Below are 23,776 nucleotides of genomic sequence, written 5' to 3'. Positions count from 1 at the left end.
AGCGCTTAAAGCAAATTCTTTGTGTTAAGGTTTTACGCATGGCGATTAAAGAAGGCCTTCGCCCGGGGGGCCGCAGTGCCCGGGTTCAAGAATCAGTGCATAACGCCGCGCGCGAACTGCTGGAAGCCCATGAGCGTTCCAGCGTTACCGTGCCGATGATTGCTGCGCGCGCGGGCGTTACGCCCTCGACCATCTACCGCCGCTGGGGCGACTTGGCTGCCCTGCTCGCCGACGTGGCGCTGGAGCGCCTGCGCCCGGACACCGAGCCCGCCAACACCGGCACCCTGCGCGGTGACTTGCGCGCGTGGGGGGAGCAATACCTGGATGAAATGAGCTCTGAGCTTGGGCGCAACATGATGCGCGACGTGCAGTGCAGTCATCCCAAGGACTATTGCAGCAACATTCTGATGGGCCAGTTGCAGATTATTCTCGACCGTTACCAAAGCAGCATCGACGTGCTGCCGACGCTGGATCGGTTGCTGAATTTGATCGCGGCGCCCACGGTGTATCGCAGCCTGTTTGCCAGTGCGCCGTTGCCGGTTGAAGAACTGCATGAATTGATTGAGCTGGCACTGAAAGGCTAAGAGCCCAACACCGATAAAACTGTGGGAGCTGGCTTGCCTGCGATAGCGGTGGGCCAGGTAACATTTCATCGCTGACATACCGCTATTCCAGCATAGGTATCTACGCAACTTTTTGTGTTGCTTTTAGCCTGTGATGGTTTAGGTAGATTGAGTACATATCCGTTGCTGCGGTAACGGTGGCCATTGGTTCCGCCCTTACGGCGGGTCACTTTTGGAAAAGAGCCCCAAAAGTAACCAAAAGGGCTCTTGCCCCACCACTCGGTGCCTCGCCTAGGCTCGGCATGCCCTCACTCCGGCTTGAATCCGTGGGCCGCCGCCATGGGCCATCCTTGGCCCATCGCGGCTAACCCGGCGTCCTGCCGGGTTACCCACGGATTCAAGCCTGCGTTCGGCCAGCGTGGTTAACGGGGCGCCTCAGATCAAGATCAAGATCAAAAGCAAGAGCACGGCGGCCTAGTAGCCGACCTGAGTGGTAGAAGCAAAAGCAGGGCAAAAGCACAGCAGCACACTCTCTGTCTGATGTACCGAGATCCAACTGTGGGAGCGGGCTTGGCTGCCAGCACCGCAGTGCTCTGCTTTTCTGTGGGAGCTGGCTTGCCTGCGATGCAAGCACCTCGGTGTGTCAGGCATAACCAGCCGATGCCATCGCAGGCAAGCCAGCTCCCACATTAGATTGAGTTCAGTTTCAAATATCAGGTCGGCTGTCAGGCCGCCTCGGCTTTGCTTTTGATTTAACCACTCAGGTCGGCTACTAGGCCGCCGTGCTCTTGCTTTTGATCTTGATCTTAGGCGCCCCGTTAAACCACGCTGGCCGAACGCAGGCTTTGGAGCGGGGGTAAACCGGCAGGACGCCGGTTTAGCCGCGATGGGCCAAGGATGGCCCATGGCGGCGGCCCCCGCTCCAAAGCCGGAGTGAGCAACCGTGTCGAAATTCAAGCCATTTCAGCGAAATGCTTTTGATCGCGCACCATCGCATTCAAGATCGTCAGCAGCTTTCTCATGCATGCAACCAGCGCTACTTTCTTCGTCTTTCCTGCAGCAAGCAGATGGTTGTAGAACCTCTCGATCACCGGGTTATGGCTCTTCGAGGACAAGACGGCCATGTAAAGCACACTTCGAACCTCAGCTCGACCACCCCATATCCGTCTACGCCCTTTGTAGAGGCCGCTATCGCAGTTAAAAGGCGCCACACCAACCAAGGCAGCCACTTGTTTGCGATTAACCTTGCCCAGCTCCGGAACCATCGCCAGCAGCGAAAGTGCGAGCACGTTGCCAACACCAGCGACCTCGCGTAGCAAATCATAATTGGCCTTCCAGACCGGGGAAGCCTTGATGGCTTCGTGCAAGTCATCGTCTGTGCTTTTAAGCCGCTTTTGAAGCCAGGTGATATGTGCCTTGATGTCTCTTCGAAGTGCCTTGAATACCGCCTGCTTCAGCCGAGACTCCTCCGCCACGATCATGTCGATGAGTTGGCGGCGTCGAGTGAGTAGATCTGCCAGCTCACGAGTGTGTTCATCTGGCATCTCTCGAATCTCGGGTTTGACCGCCTGGGCAAACTCCGCAATCACCTGGGCATCCAGAGCATCGGTTTTAGCCAACCGACCGGTAGCTTTGGCGAAATCACGCACCTGGCGGGGGTTGACGACAACGACTGGCAGTCCCGCAGCGCAAAGCTCCGCAGCCGCAAGCCGCTCATATCCCCCAGTTGCTTCCAACACCACCAAAACCGGCTCCTGAGCCTTGAGATGTTTAGCTAAACGCTGGATATCTTCTTGAGTATTGAAAAACTGTTCGACTTGGCCAGTGGTGCTGACAAATGAGTCGAGCTTGTTTTTGGAAACATCAATTCCGACAAACGCAGAGTCATGGTCCATGGTGTTTTCCTCACGTCCAACCTTGCAGAATCGGGCTTCGCGCCCTGGCAACCGTTCGGACTAGTTTAGGAAGGAATCTGCTTCGACCCACGCTCACTCACGATCTCGAAATCCGAGGGCATAACGGTCTGAAGCAGATGAAAATCATCTTACAAGGGCACACCGAGCCTAAGCGAGGTGCCGAGTGGTGGGGCAAGAGCCCTTTTGGTTACTTTTGGGGCTCTTTTCCAAAAGTGACCCGCTGTAAGAGCGGAACCCTACGAAGCCGTTACCGCAGCAACGGATATGTACCCAGCGCCCCCACGACAACCACAGTACTCAACCAATACCTATGCTGCAAAACTCCCCCATTAGTTCCGCGCACCCAATAAAAAACGGCCTCATCAAGAGGCCGTTTCTTTGCAACCGACTAACTACTTACGTACGCATCCCACGCCCGCTCACCAGCAACCGCGCGCAACCGATATACAGCACCACGGTGGCCACCAGCATAAAGGTAATCGCCACGCTGATCTTGATATCCGACACACCCAGGATGCCGTAGCGGAAGGCATTGACCATATGCAGCACCGGGTTGGCCAGCGACACGGTCTGCCAGAACGGCGGCAACAAGGTGATGGAGTAGAACACCCCGCCCAGGTAAGTCAGCGGCGTCAGCACGAACGTCGGAATGATCGAAATATCATCGAAATTGCGCGCAAACACAGCGTTGATAAAGCCCAGCAGCGAGAAGATCGTCGCAGTCAGCACCACCACCAGAATAGTAACCCCAAGGTGATGCACTTGCAGGTGGGTAAAGAACAGTGACAGCAAAGTCACGATCACGCCGACCATCAAGCCACGCAGCACGCCGCCCAAGGTGTAGCCGATCAGAATCGTGTGCGGCGACACCGGCGACACCATCAGTTCTTCGATGGAACGCTGGAACTTACTGCCGAAGAAACTGGAGACCACGTTGCCGTAGGAGTTGGTGATCACCGACATCATGATCAGGCCCGGCACGATGTACTCCATGTAGGTGAAGCCACCCATGTCGCCGATCTGACGGCCGATCAAGTTACCGAAAATCACAAAGTACAGGACCATGGTGATCGCCGGCGGCAGCAAAGTCTGCGGCCAGATCCGGGTAAAGCGCTTCACTTCACGGTAGACAATCGTCTGCAGCGCGACAATGTTGGGTTGCAGTTCAGAACTCATACCGCCACCTTCGCCAGATTTTTCTCCACCAAGGACACGAACAACTCCTCAAGGCGATTGGTTTTATTACGCAGGCTCAGCACTTCGATGTTCTGGGCGGCCAGTTGGGTAAACAACGCAGTGATGCCCATGGCTTTGTCCACCTGGACTTCCAGGGTGTGGGCGTCGACCAGGCGGCTTGGGTAGCCAAGCAGTTGCGGCGCCACCGGCAGATTGTTTTTCACGTCGAGCAGGAAAGTTTCCACATGCAACTGGCCCAGCAAGTTACGCATGCTGGTGTTCTCGACGATGGTGCCATGGTCGATGATGCCGATGTTGCGGCACAGTTGCTCAGCCTCTTCCAGGTAATGAGTGGTGAGGATGATGGTGATGCCCTTCTCATTCAGCTCGGTGAGGAAGGTCCACATCGAGCGACGCAGCTCAATGTCGACACCGGCGGTCGGCTCGTCGAGGATCAGCAGGCGCGGTTCGTGCACCAGTGCGCGAGCGATCATCAGGCGGCGCTTCATGCCACCCGAGAGCGAACGCGAAGGCACGTCGCGCTTGTCCCACAGACCCAACTGGGTCAGGTACTGCTCGGCGCGTTCCTTGGCGATTTTTGCCGGGATGCCGTAGTAGCCGGCCTGGGTGACGATGATGTCGAAGGTCTTTTCAAACTGGTTGAAGTTGAATTCCTGGGGCACCACGCCGATGGAACGCTTGAGCGCCGCCGGGGACTTGTCCAGGTCATGACCAAAAATATTCACCGTGCCGCTGGTCTTGTTGACCAGGGTCGAGAGAATGCCGATGGTGGTGGATTTGCCAGCGCCGTTGGGGCCGAGCAAGGCGAAGAAGTCACCTTCGGCAACGTCCAGATCGATACCACTCAGGGCCTGGAAACCGTTGCCGTAGGTTTTGGTTAGCTGCCGGATGGACAGAGCGGAACTCATATCGGAATACGCACCAAAGAAGGGAATAGGAACAGTAGATGAGGGCGCAGCCCAGGTAGTTCAACGGCGGCGCATGGCAGGCATGTTGCTTGCCCGCGCCGCACAAGTACAGTCACCCGTATTAATAGTGGGTATTAAGTCAACGCGGTCATCACGGCTTTGCGGTAGGCCGGGCGCTGTTGCAAGCGTTGGTACCAGGCCTCTAAATGGGGCATCGACGGGCGTTCGATGGGCATTTCAAACCAGGCATAAATGAAGCTGCCCAGCGGGATATCGCCCATGCCGATCGCGTTGCCCGACAGATACGGCTGCACGGCCAGTGCCTGCTCGACGGTGTGGAGCACATCAATACACGCCTGACGCCCGGCGTGGATGGTGTCCCAGTTCTGTTTTTCCGCCGGGGTGCGCAGTACGCCCCAGAACACGATCTTGAACGGTTCGGCGAAGGTGGACGTGGTCCAATCCATCCACTTCTCGGCATTCGCCCGCGCTTGCAGGTCGCTTGGGTACCAGTTCGACGCCTGCTTGGCGCAGAGGTAACGCACGATGGTGTTGGATTCCCAGAGCACAAAGTCGCCGTCTTCGATCATCGGCACCCGGCCATTGGGGTTCAACGCTCGGTATTGCGGCGTGTCGACCACACCAAAAGCTCCGCCCGCATCAATTGCTTCATAGTCCAGGCCGAGCTCCTCGGCGCACCACAGTGCTTTCCTGACGTTTGATGAATTTTTACGACCCCAGACTTTCAGCATGACCGCGCCTTATCGTTGATGAACATGGCTTGATGAACGCAGCAGCATACGCCGGTTCATGCGCGGCTTAAATCGCTCTGCAGGTCCCCCAGCAGGATCGGCATGTCCTCGGCAAACAGGTGCGGGTAACACTGCTGAATATGCGCGAAGAAAAATGCCTCCGGCACGTCGGAAAACTGCCCGTGGTCCAGCACATATTCCATCGAGCGCTGGCCCTGGCGATTGAACGCATGGAACACGCTGTCGTTGAGGCCATCGAATTCCAGCGGCGGTACATCAAACAATTCGCACAGCTGGCTGTTGAACGCAGGCGTGGCTTTGATCCAACGCCCGCGCAGGTACAACTCGGTATAGCCGTGCATGGCGAACACATCGCTTTTGAGCAAAGCGATCAGGCGTGGCGTCGAGAGATGATTGCGCACATCCGCCAGGCCGATGCGCGCCGGAATGCCGCAGTGGCGGGCGCAGGCGGCGAGCAAGGTGGCCTTGGGCACGCAGTAGCTCTCACCGGCAGCCAGGGCGAAGCTGGCGCTCAGGGTGCCTGGGTCGCGGCTGAAGGTGTAGGGGTTGTAGCGAATCGCCTCACGCACGGCGTAATAAAGACTGACTGCCTGGTCACGCAAATCCGCGCTGGGACCGCGATGTTTTTCCGCGAACTCCACCACCGCAGGGTGGTCACTATCGATGAAGCGGCTGGGATGCAGGTACGTATCCATGAGCGTTATCTCCGGAGGAAGCCTTGAGTCTAACGACAGGTCTGCCCTTGCGATAACGACGATTCGGCCAAATGTCGGCGCCTGGTGATCGGTGCTTCCTGTACAACTCGTTACACGCTCATCACCGCGCTTTTTCGGATGCCGACTAAGCTCCATGGTGGTTTCGCCCCTGGTTTCACGGAGGATTGAATATGCTGTTGTTGTGGATACTGGTTCTGGTGGTCGGCATTGCCTACCTGGCACACCGCCGCACCGCGCCCCTGCCCGCCCTGGGCGTGGTCGCCGTTTACCTGCTGGCGATGGGCGCCTGGAGCCACGCACCGGGTTGGCTGCTGCTGATCCTCTGGGTGTTGATCGCCCTCGTGGCCGCGCCCCTGCTGCTGCCCGACCTGCGCCGCCAATACTTCACCAAGCCGCTGTTCAGCTGGTTCCAGAAAGTCCTGCCGCCGATGTCCGAGACCGAGCGCGACGCGATTGATGCCGGCACCGTATGGTGGGATGGCGAACTGTTCAGCGGTCGCCCCGACTGGGACAAGTTACTGGCCTACCCCAAGGCGCAACTGACCGAAGAAGAACAGGCCTTCATCGACGGCCCTACCGAAGAACTCTGCGCGATGGTCAGCGACTGGGAAATCGGCCAGGCCATGGACCTGCCGCCCGCTGCCTGGGAACACATCAAGACCCACGGCTTCTTTGCCCTGATCATTCCCAAGGAGTACGGCGGCAAGGGCTTCTCCGCCTACGCCCACTCCCAGGTTGCCATGAAGCTCGCGACCCGCAGCGGCGACCTGGCCTCCACGGTGATGGTGCCCAACTCCCTCGGCCCGGCTGAATTACTGCTGCATTACGGCACCGATGAACAACGCAACCACTACCTGCCGCGCCTGGCGCGTGGCGACGATATTCCGTGCTTCGCGCTGACGGGCCCGCTGGCCGGCTCCGACGCTGGCGCCATGCCCGACACCGGCGTGATCTGCAAAGGTGAATGGGAAGGCAAGGAAACCCTTGGCCTGCGCCTCAACTGGGAAAAACGCTACATCACGCTCGGCCCAGTCGCGACCCTGTTGGGGCTCGCGTTCAAGGCGCATGACCCGGACCACCTGCTGGGCGATAAAGAAGACTTGGGCATCAGCCTGGCGCTGATCCCCACCGACACCCCTGGCGTGGAAATCGGCCGCCGCCACCTGCCACTGGGCGCGGCGTTCATGAACGGCCCCAACTCGGGCAAAGACGTGTTCATCCCCCTGGAATTCCTCATCGGTGGCCAGGAGATGCTCGGCAAGGGCTGGATGATGCTGATGAACTGCCTGTCGGTGGGCCGCTCGATCTCCCTGCCCGCGGTGGGCACCGGCGCGGCCAAGTTCACCAGCCTGGTGACCGGCCAGTACGCCCAGGTGCGTGAGCAGTTCAACGTGCCGCTGTCGGCCTTCGAAGGTATCCAGGAAGCCCTGGCGCGTATCGGCGGCAATGCCTGGCTGATGGACAGCGCACGCATGCTCACCGCCAACGCGGTGGACCTGGGGGAAAAACCCTCGGTGCTGTCAGCGATCCTCAAGTACCACCTCACTGAGCGCGGCCGCGAGTGCATCAGCCACGCCATGGACGTACACGGTGGCAAGGGCATCATCATGGGCCCGAACAACTACCTGGGCCGTAACTGGCAAGGCGCGCCGATCTTCATCACCGTGGAAGGCGCGAACATCCTGTCGCGCAACCTGATGATCTTTGGCCAGGGCGCGATTCGCTGCCACCCGTTCGTGCTCAAGGAAATGGCCCTCGCCGGCCGTGAAGACCATGACCAGGCACTCAAGGAGTTCGACGGCTTGCTGATGCAACACATCGGTTTCGCCGTGAGCAACGCCGCCAGCACTTTGGTGCTGAACCTGGGTGTTGGCCACTTCGAGAAAGCCCCGGGCAACCGCCTGAGCCAGGGTTACTTCCGTGCGCTTAACCGTCAGGCAGCCGCATTTGCCCTGCTTGCCGACTTGAGCATGATGCTGCTGGGCGGCGAGTTGAAACGTCGCGAACGCCTGTCGGCGCGCCTGGGGGATGTGCTGAGCCACATGTACCTGGCGTCGGCAGCGCTCAAGCGCTATCACGACCTGGATTCGCCGGACCATCTGGAACCGCTGTTCGCCTGGGCCATGGAAGAAAGCCTCGGCGAATCGGAACGCGCGCTGGATGAGCTGCTGAGCAACTTCCCGAACAAGGTGCTCGGCTGCCTGCTGCGGGTGATCGTGTTCCCGTTCGGGCGTCGCCATACCGGGCCGTCCGATGCGCTGGATGCCGAAGTAGCCGCCGTCATCGGTCGCGCCAAAGGCGACCCGACCCTCGAAGAACTGCTGGCCGGCTGCTACCGTCCGCAATCGGCAGAAGACCCGGTCGGCGCCCTGCAACATGCCTACGACTTGCTCGGTGCCAGCCAACCGCTGCAGAAAAAGCTGCACGCCGCGCTGAAAAGCGGCCAAGTCAAACCGAGTGCCGGTGAGCATGCCATCGATGCCGCACTGCACGCCGGAGTGCTGCAACCGGCCGAAGCGCAAACCCTGCGCGACGCCGAAGCAGCGCGGCGCAAGGTGATCGACGTGGATGATTTCAGCAAGGAAGAGCTGACCCAGGCTGAGGGTAAAGTCCGCTGATCACCCACGCCCTATAAGCTAAGGTGATATAAATACGGGCGCGAGAGGCATATACTCTCGCGCCCGTTTTTGCTTTGAGGACTTATCTCGTGTCCAACGTCGTTGCCGATCATCTCGTCTTGCTCGACCACTTGCGCAGCATCCTGGTTGCCGTCGGCGAAGCCGAACAGGTGCCCGAGGAAAGCCATACCCTGTTCCTGGAGCGTTTCGACGAATTGCGCGCCCTGCTGCCGATCGACCCGATCGAAAGCCAGTACCTGGGCCAGGACATAATGAGTCAGGTTATCCTGCGCTACCCGCAAATCGCCCACTTGGTGCCGCGCGACCTGCTGTGGTTCTTTGGCGGTGACTGCCTGCACTTCATGCCGGATGAAGAACTGGACCTATACCAGGCCTTGGAAGAACGTCGTTTCGAAGCTGAACAGAACGACGAACCGTTTGACTGGAACCAGGAAAAACAGCTGCTGGCCATGCCGCAGGATCAAAGCAAGCACTGATCCCAGCGAACAAACGCTCTTCTATGGGAGCTGGCTTGCCTGCGATGGAGTCGCCAAGGTTTTGACTTCCAGACCGAGTCGCCTGCATCGCAGGCAAGCCAGCTCCCACATGAGCCAGCGCCTACAATCAGCGTCGACGCAACGTCGGCTCCTTCGCCATACACGCCACCAGATAATCAATAAACACGCGTAACTTCGGCGGCAGATACCGCGTCGGCGAATGCAGCAACCACGCCTCGCCATGGTAGGACGCAATAAAATCCCACGCTGGCAACACCTGCACCAACCGCCCCTGCTCCAGCGCATGCCGCGCGGTGAAATACGGCAAGCTGCCAATCCCCACATGCTGCAACACCGCGTCCAGCCTCACCCCAGTGTGGTTCGCCGCATAGCGACCGCGCACCCCGACCGTCACCGCCTTGCCGCCCTGGCGGAATTTCCAGCGTGAATCGCCCGGCGTTTCGCCGAGGTAAATACAACTGTGCTCAAGCAAATCATGCGGATGGTCCGGCGTGCCGTGCTCGGCCAGGTACTGCGGGGTGGCGCACAGCAAGTGTTCGATGGGCAACAATTGTCGGCCAACCAGACCGGGCGGCGGGCTGTCGGTGATGCGAATACTCAGGTCGACGTTGTCGTCGATCAGGTCCACATGCCGGTCCTCAAGAATCAACTGCACATCCACCTTCGGATAACGCCGCAAAAACTCAGGCATATGCGGATGCACCACAAACCGCCCGACTGCCTTGGGCACGCTGACCCGCACCAACCCTTCGGCTTCGTGGGTGAACTGGCCGCTGATTTCCATCACCGAGCGCGCCGCGTTGACCATTTCCTGGCACCGCTTGAACACCTCTTCACCGCCCTCGCTCAGGCGCAACTTGCGCGTGGTGCGTTGCAACAGGCGCGTAGCCAGTGCCTGTTCCAGGCGTGAGATGCTGCGGCTTACCGCCGAAGGCGAAACGCTGAGTTGCCGCGCCGCTTCAGAGAAGCTGCCGGTTTCCACCACTTTGACGAAAATCGCCATTTCACCCAGCAGCGGCAAAGGAAGATTGATGCTCATGACGCACAGGTCCATTGATAATTGAACGGATTATCACCCATCCGCGCACTATTTATACTGCCCGTAGAACCCTGATGCGGATGTAAACGATGACCGAGCGCCTGTTTTTTACCCACGACCACCTGACTGCCGAGCTTGAAGTGCTGGCCTGCACCCCGCACGAAGGCCTGTTTGCCGTCACCTTGCAGTCGACGATCTTCCACCCGCAGGGCGGTGGGCAACCCTTCGACACCGGTTGGCTCGGCGACAGCCAGGTGCTGCGCGTCACCCAGGAAGCCGACCGAGTGGTGCATTACGTCGACCAGCCTGTGGAGCCTGGGCCGATCATCGCGCGGGTCGATGAACAGCGCCGCGCCCTGCACACACGCCTGCATTCTGCCGGGCATCTGATTGGCAGCGCCGGGGAGAGCCTGGGCTGGATGCCGATCAAGGCCCATCACTGGCCGGGCGAGTGCAAAATCACCTTTATTCGTGGCGAAGCCGCACAAGCCATGGACGCCGAGGCGATTCAAACTCAAATCAACCAGTGGATCGCCGCGGACTACCCGCGTCACATGGTCTTGGAAGATGGCACCCGCGAAGTAGGCTTCGGTGAATTACCCGCCTACGCCTGCGGCGGCACGCATGTGCAGGCTTTGAGCGAGTTGGGCGAGGTGACGATACTGGGCTTGTCGGAGAAAAAGGGCACGTTGTCGGTGCGCTACGAAATCACCTGAAACGACACACGCGTTTTTGTGGCGAGCGGGCTTGCCCTAATGCCGTTCAGTTAAGCGAACGCAATGCCCAAAGCAGCGAAGATTAAATGTGGGAGCGGGCTTGCCCGCGATGACCATGGGTATCTACGCAACTTTTTGTGTTGCGCTAAGTTTTTGACCGGGTTTTTAGGTAGATATGAGTACATATCCGTTGCTGCGGTAACGGCGACTATTGGTTCCGCCCTTACGGCGGGTCACTTTTGGAAAAGAGCCCCAAAAGTAACCAAAAGGGCTCTTGCCCCACCACTCGGTGCCTCGCCTAGGCTCGGCATGCCAGAACGAAGGCTTGAATCCGTGGGCCGCCGCCATGGGCCATCCTTGGCCCATCGCGGCTAACCCGGCGTCCTGCCGGGTTACCCACGGATTCAAGCCTGCGTTCGGCCATCGTGGTTAACGGGGCGCCTCAGATCAAGATCAAGATCAAAAGCAAGAGCACGGCGGCCTAGTAGCCGACCTGAGTGGTTGAAGCAAAAGCAGGGCAAAAGCACAGCAGAAGCAGATCTGCTTTTCTGTGGGAGCTGGCTTGCCTGCGATGCAGGCACCTCGGTGTATCAGGCATAACCAGTTGATGCCATCGCAGGCAAGCCAGCTCCCACATTTGATTGAGTTTCATCTTCCAAGATCAGGTCGGCTGTCAGGCCGCCTCGGCTTGCTTTTGATTTGCTTCAACCACTCAGGTCGGCTACTAGGCCGCCGTGCTCTTGCTTTTGATCTTAGGCGCCCCGTTAACCACGCTGGCCGAACGCAGGCTTTGGAGCGTGGGTAAACCGGCAGGACGCCGGTTTAGCCGCGATGGGCCAAGGATGGCCCATGGCGGCGGCCCACGCTCCAAAGCCTGCGTGAGGGCACACCGAGCCTAGGCGAGGTGCCGAGTGGTGGGGCAAGAGCCTTTTGGTTACTTTTGGGCTCTTTCAAAAGTGACCCGCCGTAAGGGCGGAACCAATATCAGCCGTTACCGCAGCAACGGATATGTACCCCGCCCCCCGCGACAACCAAAGAATTCAACCCATAAAAAGATGTGTAGATACCTATGCCGCGATGACGTCGGCCCAGCAAACATGGATGTTGACTGACCCACCGCTTTCGCGGGCAAGTCGAATCGTCGCACCGCCGCTCCCACAGGGGATCTGCGCTTAACTGAACGGCATTAGGGCTTGCCCCGCGTTGGGGCGCGAAGCGGCCCTAATACAGCCACCGCATTTTTTCAGTAAGACTTAATCGCCAGGTTTTGGGGCTGCTTCGCAGCGCAACGCGGGGCAAGCCCGCTCGCCACAACAAGCCGCTCGCCACATTGAGCTTGTGCTCAACCAAAGAGCCCATCAAACCGCAATCGCCCCCGCACGCCCCGGCTCCACCACAAATGACTTGAGCGTCGACACCGTGGCGTTCGGATCGCGTGGGTCAGTAATCACGCGGAAGTTCGTCAACATCTGTTGCGCCTCCAACGCCACCGAGACATACCCGCGCTGGCGACTGTCGAAGAACTTCACATGCGGGTTGAGCGGCAGGATCTGACTGAACGCCTCAAAAGGCGGACCATCGGAGGTCACCGAGCTGCCGACAAACTCGGTGGCAACGATGGGCGAGTCCGGGTTGTTGCCATCGGCGTGCAGGTCGGTGGTCCAGAACGAATGGATGTCGCCGCCCCAGAACACCGGATTGTTGAGCTTATGGCGCTGGATGGACGCCAGCATCCGTGAGCGATTGGCCATGTAGCCATCCCAGCCATCGGTCCAATGACCCACCTTGTGGCTGGTCAAGTCACGCTGGATCAGCGGGGCCACCAGCAAATCCTGAGCGATCACATTCCACTGCGCCTTCGATTGCGCAAAGCCCTGGTCCAACCACGCCTCCTGTTGCCAGCCGAGCAGGGTGCGGCCAAGGTCGCGCAAGCCTGCGCAGGTGTTGGAAGCGATGTGCCCCTGGTGACTGCCGTTGGCTTGGATACACGGCTGCTCCGAGCGGTACTGGCGCCCATCCAGCACATGAAAACGCGCCAGCCGGCCGTAATCCAGGCGCCGGTAAATGCGCATGTCCGGCCCCTTCGGCACACTGCTGGCGCGCAGTGGCATATGTTCGTAAAACGCCTGGTACGCCGCTGCTCGTTGCTGCAGAAATTGCGCCACCGGAATCTTCGAGTCCTGGGACCAGCGGTTGGCGTAGTCGTTCTGCACCTCGTGGTCATCCCAGGTCGCCACGCTGGGCGCTGCGGCGTGCAAGGCTTGCAGGTCCGGGTCGGTTTTATACAAGGCGTAGCGGTTGCGGTAGTCAGTGAGGCTCACGGCATTGCCGCTGCCGTGGGGGCGAATGATCTTGCCCGAGTCCGCGGCGTAGGAGCTGTCGTAAATATAGTCGCCGAGAAAAAACACCAGGTCAGGTTGCTCCGCCGCCAAGTGGCGATAGGCGCTGAAATACCCGCGCTCCCAGTGCGAGCAGGAGACAAACCCCACAGTTGCCGCCGCCATGGCGTGCAGCGGCGGCGCGGTACGTGCTTGGCCCACCGGGCTCTGCGCGCCGAGGCTATCGAACTGATACCAATACGGCCTGCCCGCCTCCAACCCCGCGACCTCGATATGCACCGAATGGGCAAAGCGCTCAGTCGCCAGCACCTCGCCGTGCTTGACGATACGCGTCATCGCCGCATCGCTGGCCACGCGCCAACGCACCGGCACTGCGCGACTCAGCCCACCACGGCCATCCGCTGCATTGAATAACGGCGCCAGGCGCGTCCAGATCACAAAGCCATCCGGCAGTGGGTCGCCGCTGGCCACGCCGAGGGTGAACGGGTAATCCACCCCGGCACTGCGCGCAAACGGGCTGAGGATTGAGAATGCGGTGGCGACTGCCAGCCCCGTCAGTACTCGACGCCGGCCCTGGTCCACCGCGTCACTCACAGTGCGCGCTCCCAGTCGTCGCGCACGGTGGCGAATACCAGCAAGTCCTCATACACGCCGTTCTTGAGAAACGCCTCGCGCATGCAGCCTTCATAACGCAGGCCGATTTTCTGCATGACCCGCGCCGATTCCTTGTTGCGACCAAAGCACTGGCTGCCGACGCGCTGTAACCCCAACTCGGTGAAGCCGAAATCCATCATCGTGCTCGCCGCTTCTGCCGCATAACCCTGGTTGCGGCAGTGCGCCGCGACCCAGTAGGCAAGGTGACCATAGTGGTGACGGGCGTTGATGCGCAGGCTGACCATGCCGATCAATTCGCCGGTTTCACGCAGGTGCATGCCCTGGCCCAACAGACCACCCGCCCGGTATTTTTCCTGCATCTGGCCAATAAACGTCTGAGCCACTTCCAAGGTGTAGGGCGACGGAATATTCGCCGTGTTATCAGCGATTGCGGGGTCGCTGACAAGGCGAAAAAGCGTCTCGGCCTGGTCCATTTCCAGTGCCCGCAAGCGTAGTCGCGGGGTCAACAATTGAGGCAATGCAGTCGGCATACGAAACGGCTCTGAAGATAAATTCCTCCAGAATGTGCGCGCTTCGTGTCAATTTCATTACGTCACAAAACTGCAAGGCAAATCATCTGTAAGACACGTCCTAGAGCCTTTAAAACGTAAATTAAAGTTAACCATTCGGTCATTTTTGGTTGTTAGCGTGTCGCCCCTAATTCAATAACGGGGTAACGGAATGAGAACCTGGGACGAACCCAAAAAACGCAAGGCGCACATCGAACTGATCCCGATGATCGACGTGATGATGTTCCTCCTGGTGTTTTTCGTACTGGTGAGCCTGAACGTGATTCCGGCCCTTGGCATGAAGACGCAATTGCCCAGCGCCAGCAGTTCGCAGCAGCTCAAACCGCAGAACAAATTCATCCTGACCTTGGGCCTGGAAGGTCAGTTGCAACTCGACGGCAAGGACCTCACGGTCGATGCCCTGGTACCGGCGCTGAAGGCGGCTGAAAAGCCGGACACCAAGTCAACGATCATCGTCAACAGTGACAAGGGCGTGGAGGTTTCACGTCTGGTGGAGGTCATGGACACCCTGCGCCTGGGTGGCTTTACCTCCGTGTCCATCGCCACGCGTAAGTCCTGAACATGTACGTCTTGTTTCGTGCGCGTCAGCTGCTGGGCAGTGTCCCGGCCCTGATCGCCCTGGTGCTGATTGCAATGGGCATCCAGTCACAGACGTTGAAGGTCGAGCCGGTGTACGACGAGTCGGCGGTCGAGTTGGCGCTGGTCGAGCCAGAGCCCGAAGTGGTTCCGACACCAGTGGTGGAGCAAGAGCCGCCGCCACCGGTGATCGAGGACGAAGAGGCCGAACCGGCCCCGCCTCCACCGCCGCCAAAGCCACTGCCAAAACCTGAACCCAAGCCCAAGCCGGTGCCCAAGCCCAAACCCGTCGTGGCCGCCAAGCCGACACCCACGCCTACACCAGCGCCACCGGTGGCCGCCAAACCGGTACAAGCCGCCGCCGCCCCGACACCCGCGCCGCCCGCCCCACCGGCGCCGCCCAAGGTCGACGGCCAGGCCCTGGAAGGCGGTTACCTCAAGGGTTTGCGCAACGAGTTGGACACCTACAAGCAGTACCCCACCGGTCGCCAGGCTTCCCTCGAACGCCCCAGCGGCGAAGTGGTGGTGTGGTTGCTGGTCGATCGCCAGGGTCGCGTTCTGGACGCAGGCGTGCAAACCCAGGCCTCGAGCATGTTGCTCAACCGGGCCGCCGCCAACAGCTTGCGGCGCATCAAGCAAGTCAAGCCGTTCCCCGAGCAAGCCTTCGGGGGGCGCAATGAGCAGCGCTTCACCGCCACCTTCAACTACAGCGTGCAATAAGCACCCGACACCAGGACGACAGTGATGAGGTTCACACGTATTCATCTGGCACTTGTTGCCGCAAGCATGGGCCATGGGATGGCCATGGCAGATACAAGCGACAGTGACGTCGGCACGATTGGGGTTCAGGGCAAGGCCACCGCGGGTGGCGGCTACATGGTGCAGGAAGAAAGCATCAAAGGCCGCTCCACGATCACCAAGGAAGCGCTGGATAAACAGACCGCCACCGGTAACGCAATCGACAAGCTCAAGTACACCCCGGGCCTGAACATCTCCAGCGAGGACAACACCGGCCTGTCGGGCTTTCGCTTCACCATGCGCGGGCTCAACTCCGACCAGGTGGGGATGTCGGTGGACGGCATGCCGATCAACGACTCCGGCAACTACGCGCTGTACTCCAACCTGCTGGGCGACCCGGAAAACATCGACCAGATCTTCGTCACCCAAGGCTCATCCGAGGCCGACGGCCCGCACATCGGTTCCAGCGGCGGCAACATCGGTATCGTGACCATTCGCCCAACCAAAGAAACCGGTGCCTTCGTCAAGCAGATCGTCGGCAGCAACGCCACCCGCAAGACCTTCGCGCGGCTCAACACCGGCGAGGTCAATGGCCTGAGCAACTGGCTGTCGGTGTCCCACACCGAAGGCCAGATGTGGCGCGGTTCAGGCGCCGTGCGCGCGGACAAGGTGGAGTGGAACAGCTTCTTCGATGCCGGCAACGGCAACACTGCCAACCTGATCCTCAAGTACCACGAGCAGGACAACAACAGCTACAGCCAGCTGACCAAGGGCCAGTTCCAGCAGTACGGCCGCAAGTACGACCCCTACCCCGCCAACCCGACGGTGGGCAGTAACGGCAAGCTCAACAGCTACTACGCGCTGGCGCAGAACCCTTTCCAGACCTTTACCGGCGTGCTCAACACCCAATTCAAACTGGCCGATAACCTGGCCCTCTCGGTGATCCCGTATTACTACTGGGGTAACGGCAGCGGCGTGGGTTCTTCCAGCTATGCGCTGAACCGTGGCTCGAACCAAGGCGGCATCTTCGACCTGGGCAACTTGCCCACCGCCGCCCAGTACAACGCTGACGGTTCCTCCACCACCGGCGTCTACTATCGCCCTTCGCGCACGCAGACCTGGCGCCCGGGCATTACCACCAAGCTGAACTGGGACCTGGGCGATCACAGCCTGCAATTCGGCTACTGGTACGAACGCGCGCGCCAAAGCCAGACCCAGCCGTTCATTGCCCTAAAGAGCAGCGGCAAACCCACCGACACCTGGCCCGACGGCAACGCCGTGGTCGATGCCAACGGCAACACCGTGCAGGGTCGCGACCGTTTCACCGTCACCCCGGCGCAAAAAGTCTGGGCCCAGGACACTTGGTACATCAACCCAGACTGGACCTTGGTGGCAGGCCTGGCCTACATGAACGTCAAACGCGACGGCACCAACCACGGCAGCCTCACCGAGCAGCCGGAAAAGCGTAACCAGAGCTACAACAAGCTGCTGCCCAACGTCGGCCTCAAGTACCAGCTCGACGAGCGTGACCAGTTGTTCTACAGCCTGTCACGCAACATGCGCATACCGCAGAACTACGTGCTGTACGACAAGGGCCTGGACTCGATCAACGCCAAGCCGGAAACCAGCTGGAACCACGAACTGGGCTGGCGCTTCACCGACGAAGACATGACCGTGGCGGCCACCTTGTTCTACATGCAGTTCAAGGATCGCCAAGTCTCGTCCAAAGACATCAACGGTGACTTCGCCGACATCAACGCCGGCTCCGTCAACAACAGCGGCCTGGAACTGGAGTGGAGCGGCCTGCTGCCCAACCACTTCAACTACTACACCTCCTACACCTACACCAAGGCCGAGCAGCAGGATGACTTGACCGTCTACAACGCGGGCAAAGCCATCGTCCTGCCCACCAGCGGCAAGCAGTTCGCCAACGTGCCGAAGAACATGCTGGCGGCCAACATCGGCTACGACGACGGCCGCTTCTACGGCACCTTCGGTGGCAAATACACCAGCAAGCTGTTTGGCGACCTGACCAACGATGAAGCGATTTCCGGCCGCACCGTGTTCAACCTCGGCGCCGGTATCTACCTGCCGGTGGACAAGAAGGTGGTCAAGGACGCGACCCTGCGCCTGAACGTAGACAACCTGTTCGACAAAAAATACCTGGACGGCGTGTACACCACCAAGACCAACGCCGGCACCTACAGCGGCTTCAAGGACGGCGACCCGGCTTACATCGTTGGCCTGGACCGCACCGTAACCGTTTCCCTGGAAGCGAATTTCTAACTGCGAGGCTTTAGATCATGGACATGAACCTGCTTCACGACATCACCTTTTATGTGATGTACGCCGCCATGGCGATTGCGATTTTTATCAGCATCGAACGCGGCATTTACTTCGCCTACGTGCGCCGCCAGGCCCGCGCCTTGACCGAGGTACTGGGCGCCAACGTGCACAGCGAGCGCGACCTGCCGCAAAGCCTGACCCACCGCGACAGCCTGCCACTGAACATGGTGCTGCCGGTGCTGGCACAGAAGGCGTCCCAGGGTTCGCGCAAAGACCTGGACGATGAAATCGAAACCCAGTATCTGAAGACGCGTGCGCCACTCTCGCGCAGCCTGTGGATCATCGAAACCATCACCACTGCCGCGCCATTGCTCGGTCTGTTGGGCACCATCCTCGGCATCATCGACACCTTCAAGGCGCTGGCGTCGGCGGGCGTATCCGACCCTGGCCAGATCTCCGGTGGCATCGGTACGGCCTTGTTCGCCACGGGTTTGGGTATCGCTATCGCGTTGTTTTGCGTGGTGTTCCACAACTTCTTCCAGGACAGCCTGGAGCGCATCAACGATCAACTGAAGATCCTGCTGATTCGCGCCGCCACCGGTGCCCGCGTGCAGGGTGAAGTACCGCACTTGGTGCCAACACCGTTGCACAGCCGCACCGCGTGACATCCGGGGCGGGCACATGATGTGCCCGCCGTTCTTTTTGCCCGATGAGACGCCTATGGCCCTTTCGATGAAGTTGCGTATCGCAGGCCTCACCGGCTTGCTCCTCAGTCCGCTGGCCCAGGCGGACTTTTCTATTCCAGGCTTTGAACTGGTGCACACCGTGCCGGTGGACACCGTGCTGGGCACTGCCGATTTGCGCCAGCCGGGGCCGGTATGGATCGAACTGTTTGACGGCGCGAAAAACAGCATTGATATCGGCCAGTTCTACGCGGCCGACCATCCCGGCTCGGTGATGGACACGGTGATTGAACACCTGGAAGCCGCCGGCAAACGCGGTGTGAAAATTCGCTTTTTGCTGGAAGAAAAAGGCATCAAATTGTCGGAGGCCTCCACCCTGGAACGCCTGCGCGCGATTCCCAACCTGACCTTTCGCGTCCTGTCGTATGGCCAACTGAGCGGCGGGATCATCCACGCCAAGTACATGCTGGTGGACGGCAAGCAGGCGTTTATCGGCAGTCAGAATTTCGACTGGCGCTCGCTGGAACAGATCCACGAGACCGGGCTGCGTATCAGTGATGCAACGGTGGTCAGCCAAGTGCAGGCGATCTTCAATCAGGACTGGCAAGCCCAGGCCGCGCTCGCGGATAAACAACCCGTGCCGTTGCCTGCCCCAAGCCAGGAACCTGCACGCACCGGCAACTATCTAGTGGCCAGCCCGCAACGCTACAACCCACCGGGCGTGGGCGACTCGCAGTTGGAACTGCCGCGTCTGCTGAGTGAGGCAAAAAAAGAAGTGCGTGTGCAACTGCTCGACTACGCACCGCTGTCCTACGGCCCAGACAGAACCCGGCCGTACTACGCGGTGATCGACAACGCCGTGCGCGCCGCCGCCGCGCGCGGGGTGTCGGTCAAGCTGATGGTCTCCAACTGGAACACCGACAAACTGGAGCTGCCCTACCTCAAGAGCCTGGCGGTGTTGCCCAACGTGCAGGTGAAGATCGTCACATTGCCCGAGGCCAAGCAAGGGTTTATCCCTTACGCGCGGGTGATCCACAGCAAGACCATGGAGATCGACGGGCAAGTGGCGTGGGTCGGCACCAGCAACTGGCTGGGCGGGTACCTGGATAACTCGCGCAACCTGGAGGTGGTGATGCGCAGCGAGGCAATGGCCAAGCGCATAGGCCAATTGCATGAGCAGTTGTGGGATGGACCGTATGCCAAGGCGCTGGAGGTCATGGCGCAGTATCCGGATCCGCATCCGGGTAAGCCTTGATCTGAACTCGGTTATTGAGGCACCACAAACCCCCTGTGGGAGCGGGCTTGCCCGCGATAGCGGAGTGTCAGTCAAAGTAGAAGGTGACTGACACTACGTCATCGCGGGCAAGCCCGCTCCCACAGTTGAATCTCTTCAGTCCGGGCATTTGAGTAGGATATTTCCTTCGCCAGGGTCTCCCCTACCGCTCCTTCGTGATGGTAGTGTGTGGAAATGTTTCTGACAGTTTGATCAGAAACGCCCCACTCACTACCTGCAAAGGAATGCCTTCAACAATGCACTTCCCACTCAAAAAACGGGTTGCCGCCACCCTGTTCGCCGCCGCCCTCTGCGCCGTCGCTGCGCCTGCATTCGCCAACATCAGCGCCGAACAAAGCGCGACGATTATCAAGGGTTTCAGCGAAACCCCGGCCACCGATTTCCGTGGTTTCCTCGCCACCCTGGCCAAGGGCGACCTGGGCAAAACCGCCGACGTCGGCCCGGCCATCGAGGCCTTCCTTGCCAACAAAACCCTGACCGCCGACCAGCAGAACGAGATCAATCGTCTGCTCGGTATTTACACGCGGGTGAAGTATGGCAAGGCCGCCCTCGAAACCCTGCGCGAGCTGGTAGAGATCCCGACGTTTAACATCGACGGCCTGCCGCAGTACAAGAACCCGGAGTTCCTCAAGATCGCCGATAAGATTCAGGGCCTGGCCAAGGCCTTCAACCTGAACTTCCGTAACGTCGACAACCGCGTGTACGAAATTTCCCTGGAAGGCAGCGGCGATGAAGTGGTCGGTATCCACGCCCACGCCGACGTGGTGCCCGTGACGCCAGAGAACTGGGTGCTCAAAGACGGCACCAAACTCGACCCGTTCAAGGTCACGCTGATCGGCGACCGCATGTACGGCCGTGGCACCGAGGATGACAAAAACGGCATCGTCGTGGCCCTGTACGCCATGAAGGTGATCAAGGAAGAGAAGCTGCCACTGGCGCGCAACTTCAAGCTGCTGGTGGACACCACCGAGGAAACGTCGGGCGACGCGATTCCTTACTACTTCGAAAACAACCCGGTTCCGCAATACAACCTGGCACTGGATGGTGGCTACCCAGTGGTGATTGCCGAGAAAGGCTACGGCACCGTGATGGCCACCTTCCCGGTGCGCAAGGGCGAAGGCAAAGGCGCACAAATCATTTCGATGACCGGCGGCATGGCCACCAACCAGATTCCTTCGGTGTCAGTGGCCACTCTGGTCAGCGACAAACCGGCCGAATTGGCCGCCAGCCTGCAGCAAGCCGGTGCTGACTACGTCAAGCGCAATGGCGGCGACTTCGAAGTGACGGCCAAGGTGGTCGGCAAAGAGGTCAAGCTGACGGTCACCGGCGTGTCTGCTCACTCGTCCGAGCCGCAAACCGGTGTCAACCCGGTCGCACGTATGCTCGAGCTGATCCACGGCGTCGACGGCAAGATCGCCCTCAAGCACAACCACATCACCGACGCCGCGCGTTATGCCGCCGACAACTGGGGCCTGGATTACCTCGGTGGCAAGCTGGGCGTGGGCTTCTCTGATGCGTTCATGGGGCCTTTGACCACGTCGCTGACCTTTGTCGGCCAGGATGACAAAGCCTTCAAACTGGCCGTGAACCTGCGCGTGCCGAAGGGCAAATCGCCGGAAAAACTCAAGGCAGAAATTGCTGACAAACTGAGCGCCTGGGATAAACAAACGAAGGTTAAGGTGAGCTTCACCTACTCGGTAGCCGAGCCGATGTACCGCAACCCTGAAGGCGAGTGGGTGAAAGCCTTGCTGGCCGTGGCCAGCGAAAACCTGGGCATGGAACACACGTTCGGTACGTCGGCCGGCGCCACCTCCGTGCATGAACTGCCCAATGGCGTGCAGTTCGGCCTGGCGCGCCCGGAAGTGAAGTACACCGGGCACACCGACGGTGAGTTCAAAACGGTCGACCAGTTCCTGCTGGACCTGCAGATCGTCACTGAAATGATGGGCCGCGTCGGCCAGTTACCGAAGCTCTGACGCCCTTTGAGCCCGCCGCAATGGCGGGCTCATCGCATCAGGATATCTTCGAAAAACCCGCCGATGGGCAACGTGGGATGACAGAGCTGGATCTCCAGTACCCACACCATTTCGCTGGGGGTAATCTCCAAGTCAGCCAGCTCCTTGTCCCCGAACAACGCATGGGGAAAATCCGCGATGCGGTGACCTGCCAGATTGCGTGACAGCCGCCAGCCTTTTGCCACGGCACGGTCTTCGGCGAAGTCATAGAGTTCACAACCGGTCATGCCCCGCAGCCAAGCTTCGCGGGTCTCATCGAAGACTTCATGCAGCACCTTCCTGCAATCGTGGTGCAACAGCGCCTCGCCGAAGATGAAGGTGTCGCCGTAGTCACCCTCGTAGCCGTCCCACACCGGCCCCAGGTCCACCACCACAATGTCGCTCGGGCGCAGTCTGCGCAGCGGGTCAATCCCTTCCCGGGACGGGCGCACCGTGTCGTCGCCAAAGCGAATGTAGGTCGGGTGCCAGGTATGCGAGGCGCCCATGGCCTGCAATTGCTGGCTGGCCATTTCCAGGGCGGCGCCGGTGGTCATGCCGACCGTCAACTGGCTGGCGATTGCGGCCAGCGCTCGCACGGTTTTTTCACGCGCGGCGAGCATGCCGTCCAGCGAATAGCGGGGACCGACTTTTTCCCAGGTGCCATCCCGCGAACCGAGCAGCGTATCGGCGCTCGACCGGCCACTGGGCACGAAGGCTTCGGCAACAAAACGATGGCTCGGCAAGCCCGCTGCCAGGCACTGCGCACGCGTCTGGCTGATCATGCCGCCGCTACCGCAGGCATACACCTGCGCCGCTTCCCAGTTGTGCCCATGGCTCAGCGCAACGTCCTGCACCCGGCCTTCTGTTGCCAATACCGGGTGCCAGTGAAAATGCGCGTGGTCGATGACCAATTTGTCCAGAAATGCGCGCTCGTAAAAATCTGTGGCCTGCGCGCCGCCCCAGTAAAACGTCACCTCAACATCACGTTTCAAGGCCGTCAGCAGGATCGGCTTGATACCCGCGTAGCCGGTGCCCGTGGCGAACAGGACCACGGACGCAGCGTCATCGTCCTGCCAGGTGCAGGCACCAAAAGGCCCTTCCAGTCGCAACAGATCGCCGGCCTCAAGGTCGCCCAGCAAGGTCTCGGAGAACAGCCCGCCGCTGACCCGGCGAATCTGAAACACCAAACGCCCATCGCCATCGGCCGGCAGGTTGGCAATCGAGAAGCAACGTGAGTCGCCGTCGACCAAGCGGAACTTGAGGTATTGGCCCGCCCGCACGGCCAACGGCCTATCCGGCATCACCACCAACTCAATGATGTCGGGGCTCAGTGCGCGCTTACTCAGCACCGTCGCCTCGACCTCCAGCGCAGGCGTGTCCAGCGACCAGCCGGGAATCTCCAGGCGCATGTCGGCGCAGGCATGGCTTTGGCACAACAGCAGTTCATTGGCGGCCAGCGGGTAGCAAGGCGCAGGTGCGCCGGGCGCCAGTTGCTTGGCCCGGTACTGCCCTTGGGTGACCACGACTTTGCACGAGCCACACGCGCCGCGTCGGCACGAGAACGGCACCGACAGGCCACTGGCGAGCATCGCGTCGAGCAACAGTTCGTCACCGGCTTCAAAGGTTTTCCCCGAGGGGGACAGTTCGATGACATGGCGTGTGTGCATAAAAACCTCAGGGGTGAGTGAGGCTTGATTGTTGCGCTAGACTAGGCCCAT

Annotated in this window: 19 protein-coding genes; 10 read left to right on the top strand and 9 right to left on the bottom strand. The window is 60.1% G+C overall.

Translation table 11 applies throughout. From position 1 onward, the window contains the following. Positions 1-38: 38 nt before the first annotated feature. Positions 39-584 (top strand): TetR/AcrR family transcriptional regulator, encoded by a 546-nt coding sequence (locus K0P33_RS11130; RefSeq protein ID WP_094953827.1) that lies wholly within the window; start codon positions 39-41, stop codon positions 582-584. Positions 585-1,516: 932 nt separating this feature from the next. Here K0P33_RS11130 and K0P33_RS11125 read toward each other — a convergent pair. The 5 genes from K0P33_RS11125 to K0P33_RS11105 all read right to left on the bottom strand — a co-directional run bounded on the left by K0P33_RS11125 (position 1,517) and on the right by K0P33_RS11105 (position 6,052). Further along, the gene (locus K0P33_RS11125; RefSeq protein WP_094953916.1) at positions 1,517-2,458 is read right to left on the bottom strand and encodes an IS110 family transposase; all 942 of its coding nucleotides are present in this window, start codon (positions 2,456-2,458) and stop codon (positions 1,517-1,519) included. Positions 2,459-2,875: 417 nt separating this feature from the next. After that, a complete protein-coding gene (locus K0P33_RS11120) occupies positions 2,876-3,655 on the bottom strand; it encodes an ABC transporter permease (protein WP_094953721.1) in 780 nt (259 codons plus the stop codon). Beyond that, entirely contained in the window at positions 3,652-4,584 is a 933-nt protein-coding gene (locus K0P33_RS11115; protein WP_094953720.1) for an ABC transporter ATP-binding protein, read from the bottom strand. Before K0P33_RS11115 ends, K0P33_RS11120 begins: the two co-directional genes overlap by 4 nt. A gap of 134 nt (positions 4,585-4,718) precedes the next feature. Beyond that, complete coding sequence (locus tag K0P33_RS11110; protein ID WP_094953719.1) at positions 4,719-5,336, bottom strand: glutathione S-transferase; 618 nt, start codon at positions 5,334-5,336, stop codon at positions 4,719-4,721. Positions 5,337-5,392: 56 nt separating this feature from the next. Continuing rightward, complete coding sequence (locus tag K0P33_RS11105; protein WP_242155230.1) at positions 5,393-6,052, bottom strand: transglutaminase family protein; 660 nt, start codon at positions 6,050-6,052, stop codon at positions 5,393-5,395. Between the two features lie 191 nt (positions 6,053-6,243). Here K0P33_RS11105 and K0P33_RS11100 point away from each other — a divergent pair, with 191 nt between their 5' ends. After that, positions 6,244-8,691 carry an acyl-CoA dehydrogenase gene (locus K0P33_RS11100; protein ID WP_242155228.1) on the top strand — a complete coding sequence of 816 codons (2,448 nt, stop codon included), beginning with the start codon at positions 6,244-6,246 and terminating at the stop codon, positions 8,689-8,691. Positions 8,692-8,780: 89 nt separating this feature from the next. Next, positions 8,781-9,188 carry a PA2817 family protein gene (locus tag K0P33_RS11095; protein WP_083359297.1) on the top strand — a complete coding sequence of 136 codons (408 nt, stop codon included), beginning with the start codon at positions 8,781-8,783 and terminating at the stop codon, positions 9,186-9,188. A gap of 127 nt (positions 9,189-9,315) precedes the next feature. Here the strand turns inward: K0P33_RS11095 and K0P33_RS11090 are convergent, their stop codons facing one another. Then, complete coding sequence (locus tag K0P33_RS11090; RefSeq protein ID WP_094953716.1) at positions 9,316-10,248, bottom strand: LysR family transcriptional regulator; 933 nt, start codon at positions 10,246-10,248, stop codon at positions 9,316-9,318. 89 nt (positions 10,249-10,337) lie between these two features. Here K0P33_RS11090 and K0P33_RS11085 point away from each other — a divergent pair, with 89 nt between their 5' ends. Then, positions 10,338-10,964 carry a hypothetical protein gene (locus K0P33_RS11085; RefSeq protein ID WP_094953715.1) on the top strand — a complete coding sequence of 209 codons (627 nt, stop codon included), beginning with the start codon at positions 10,338-10,340 and terminating at the stop codon, positions 10,962-10,964. Between the two features lie 1,358 nt (positions 10,965-12,322). Here the strand turns inward: K0P33_RS11085 and K0P33_RS11080 are convergent. Next, entirely contained in the window at positions 12,323-13,897 is a 1,575-nt protein-coding gene (locus K0P33_RS11080; protein ID WP_242155227.1) for an alkaline phosphatase D family protein, read from the bottom strand. Beyond that, the gene (locus K0P33_RS11075; RefSeq protein WP_242155226.1) at positions 13,894-14,448 is read right to left on the bottom strand and encodes a GNAT family protein; all 555 of its coding nucleotides are present in this window, start codon (positions 14,446-14,448) and stop codon (positions 13,894-13,896) included. The genes K0P33_RS11080 and K0P33_RS11075 overlap by 4 nt, the downstream gene beginning before the upstream one ends. Positions 14,449-14,638: 190 nt before the next feature. Here K0P33_RS11075 and K0P33_RS11070 point away from each other — a divergent pair, with 190 nt between their 5' ends. The 6 genes from K0P33_RS11070 (at position 14,639) to K0P33_RS11045 (ending at position 22,040) form a co-directional block, all read left to right on the top strand. Then, entirely contained in the window at positions 14,639-15,046 is a 408-nt protein-coding gene (locus K0P33_RS11070; RefSeq protein ID WP_005786670.1) for a biopolymer transporter ExbD, read from the top strand. Between the two features lie 2 nt (positions 15,047-15,048). Beyond that, positions 15,049-15,783 carry an energy transducer TonB gene (locus K0P33_RS11065; protein WP_242155225.1) on the top strand — a complete coding sequence of 245 codons (735 nt, stop codon included), beginning with the start codon at positions 15,049-15,051 and terminating at the stop codon, positions 15,781-15,783. Positions 15,784-15,807: 24 nt separating this feature from the next. Beyond that, positions 15,808-18,087, top strand: a complete 2,280-nt coding sequence (locus K0P33_RS11060; protein WP_094953752.1) for a TonB-dependent receptor — start codon at positions 15,808-15,810, stop codon at positions 18,085-18,087. 17 nt (positions 18,088-18,104) lie between these two features. Then, the gene (locus K0P33_RS11055) at positions 18,105-18,752 is read left to right on the top strand and encodes a MotA/TolQ/ExbB proton channel family protein (RefSeq protein WP_094953753.1); all 648 of its coding nucleotides are present in this window, start codon (positions 18,105-18,107) and stop codon (positions 18,750-18,752) included. 55 nt (positions 18,753-18,807) lie between these two features. Beyond that, complete coding sequence (locus K0P33_RS11050; protein ID WP_242155224.1) at positions 18,808-20,025, top strand: phospholipase D-like domain-containing protein; 1,218 nt, start codon at positions 18,808-18,810, stop codon at positions 20,023-20,025. A 275-nt stretch (positions 20,026-20,300) separates the two neighbouring features. Then, positions 20,301-22,040 carry a dipeptidase gene (locus K0P33_RS11045; protein WP_242155223.1) on the top strand — a complete coding sequence of 580 codons (1,740 nt, stop codon included), beginning with the start codon at positions 20,301-20,303 and terminating at the stop codon, positions 22,038-22,040. A 29-nt stretch (positions 22,041-22,069) separates the two neighbouring features. Here K0P33_RS11045 and K0P33_RS11040 read toward each other — a convergent pair whose 3' ends face one another. Continuing rightward, positions 22,070-23,725 carry a M24 family metallopeptidase gene (locus K0P33_RS11040; protein ID WP_242155222.1) on the bottom strand — a complete coding sequence of 552 codons (1,656 nt, stop codon included), beginning with the start codon at positions 23,723-23,725 and terminating at the stop codon, positions 22,070-22,072. Between the last annotated feature and the right edge of the window lie 51 nt (positions 23,726-23,776).

The organism is Pseudomonas sp. ArH3a (assembly GCF_022648765.1).
Classification (GTDB): Bacteria; Pseudomonadota; Gammaproteobacteria; order Pseudomonadales; family Pseudomonadaceae; genus Aquipseudomonas.
Note: the sequence above shows the minus strand (reverse complement) of the source record. Positions and strands in the feature narration are given on the sequence as shown.

Bases quoted from the DNA above. Each gene is read 5' to 3' on its own strand.
- K0P33_RS11130 (WP_094953827.1), top strand. From the start codon at position 39: ATGGCGATTAAAGAAGGCCTTCGCCCGGGGGGCCGCAGTGCCCGGGTT.
- K0P33_RS11120 (WP_094953721.1), bottom strand. From the start codon at position 3,655: ATGAGTTCTGAACTGCAACCCAACATTGTCGCGCTGCAGACGATTGTC.
- K0P33_RS11060 (WP_094953752.1), top strand. From the start codon at position 15,808: ATGAGGTTCACACGTATTCATCTGGCACTTGTTGCCGCAAGCATGGGC.
- K0P33_RS11075 (WP_242155226.1), bottom strand. From the start codon at position 14,448: ATGCCGACTGCATTGCCTCAATTGTTGACCCCGCGACTACGCTTGCGG.
- K0P33_RS11125 (WP_094953916.1), bottom strand. From the start codon at position 2,458: ATGGACCATGACTCTGCGTTTGTCGGAATTGATGTTTCCAAAAACAAG.
- K0P33_RS11065 (WP_242155225.1), top strand. From the start codon at position 15,049: ATGTACGTCTTGTTTCGTGCGCGTCAGCTGCTGGGCAGTGTCCCGGCC.
- K0P33_RS11100 (WP_242155228.1), top strand. From the start codon at position 6,244: ATGCTGTTGTTGTGGATACTGGTTCTGGTGGTCGGCATTGCCTACCTG.
- K0P33_RS11045 (WP_242155223.1), top strand. From the start codon at position 20,301: ATGCACTTCCCACTCAAAAAACGGGTTGCCGCCACCCTGTTCGCCGCC.
- K0P33_RS11105 (WP_242155230.1), bottom strand. From the start codon at position 6,052: ATGGATACGTACCTGCATCCCAGCCGCTTCATCGATAGTGACCACCCT.
- K0P33_RS11090 (WP_094953716.1), bottom strand. From the start codon at position 10,248: ATGAGCATCAATCTTCCTTTGCCGCTGCTGGGTGAAATGGCGATTTTC.
- K0P33_RS11115 (WP_094953720.1), bottom strand. From the start codon at position 4,584: ATGAGTTCCGCTCTGTCCATCCGGCAGCTAACCAAAACCTACGGCAAC.
- K0P33_RS11055 (WP_094953753.1), top strand. From the start codon at position 18,105: ATGGACATGAACCTGCTTCACGACATCACCTTTTATGTGATGTACGCC.
- K0P33_RS11110 (WP_094953719.1), bottom strand. From the start codon at position 5,336: ATGCTGAAAGTCTGGGGTCGTAAAAATTCATCAAACGTCAGGAAAGCA.
- K0P33_RS11040 (WP_242155222.1), bottom strand. From the start codon at position 23,725: ATGCACACACGCCATGTCATCGAACTGTCCCCCTCGGGGAAAACCTTT.
- K0P33_RS11070 (WP_005786670.1), top strand. From the start codon at position 14,639: ATGAGAACCTGGGACGAACCCAAAAAACGCAAGGCGCACATCGAACTG.
- K0P33_RS11050 (WP_242155224.1), top strand. From the start codon at position 18,808: ATGGCCCTTTCGATGAAGTTGCGTATCGCAGGCCTCACCGGCTTGCTC.
- K0P33_RS11085 (WP_094953715.1), top strand. From the start codon at position 10,338: ATGACCGAGCGCCTGTTTTTTACCCACGACCACCTGACTGCCGAGCTT.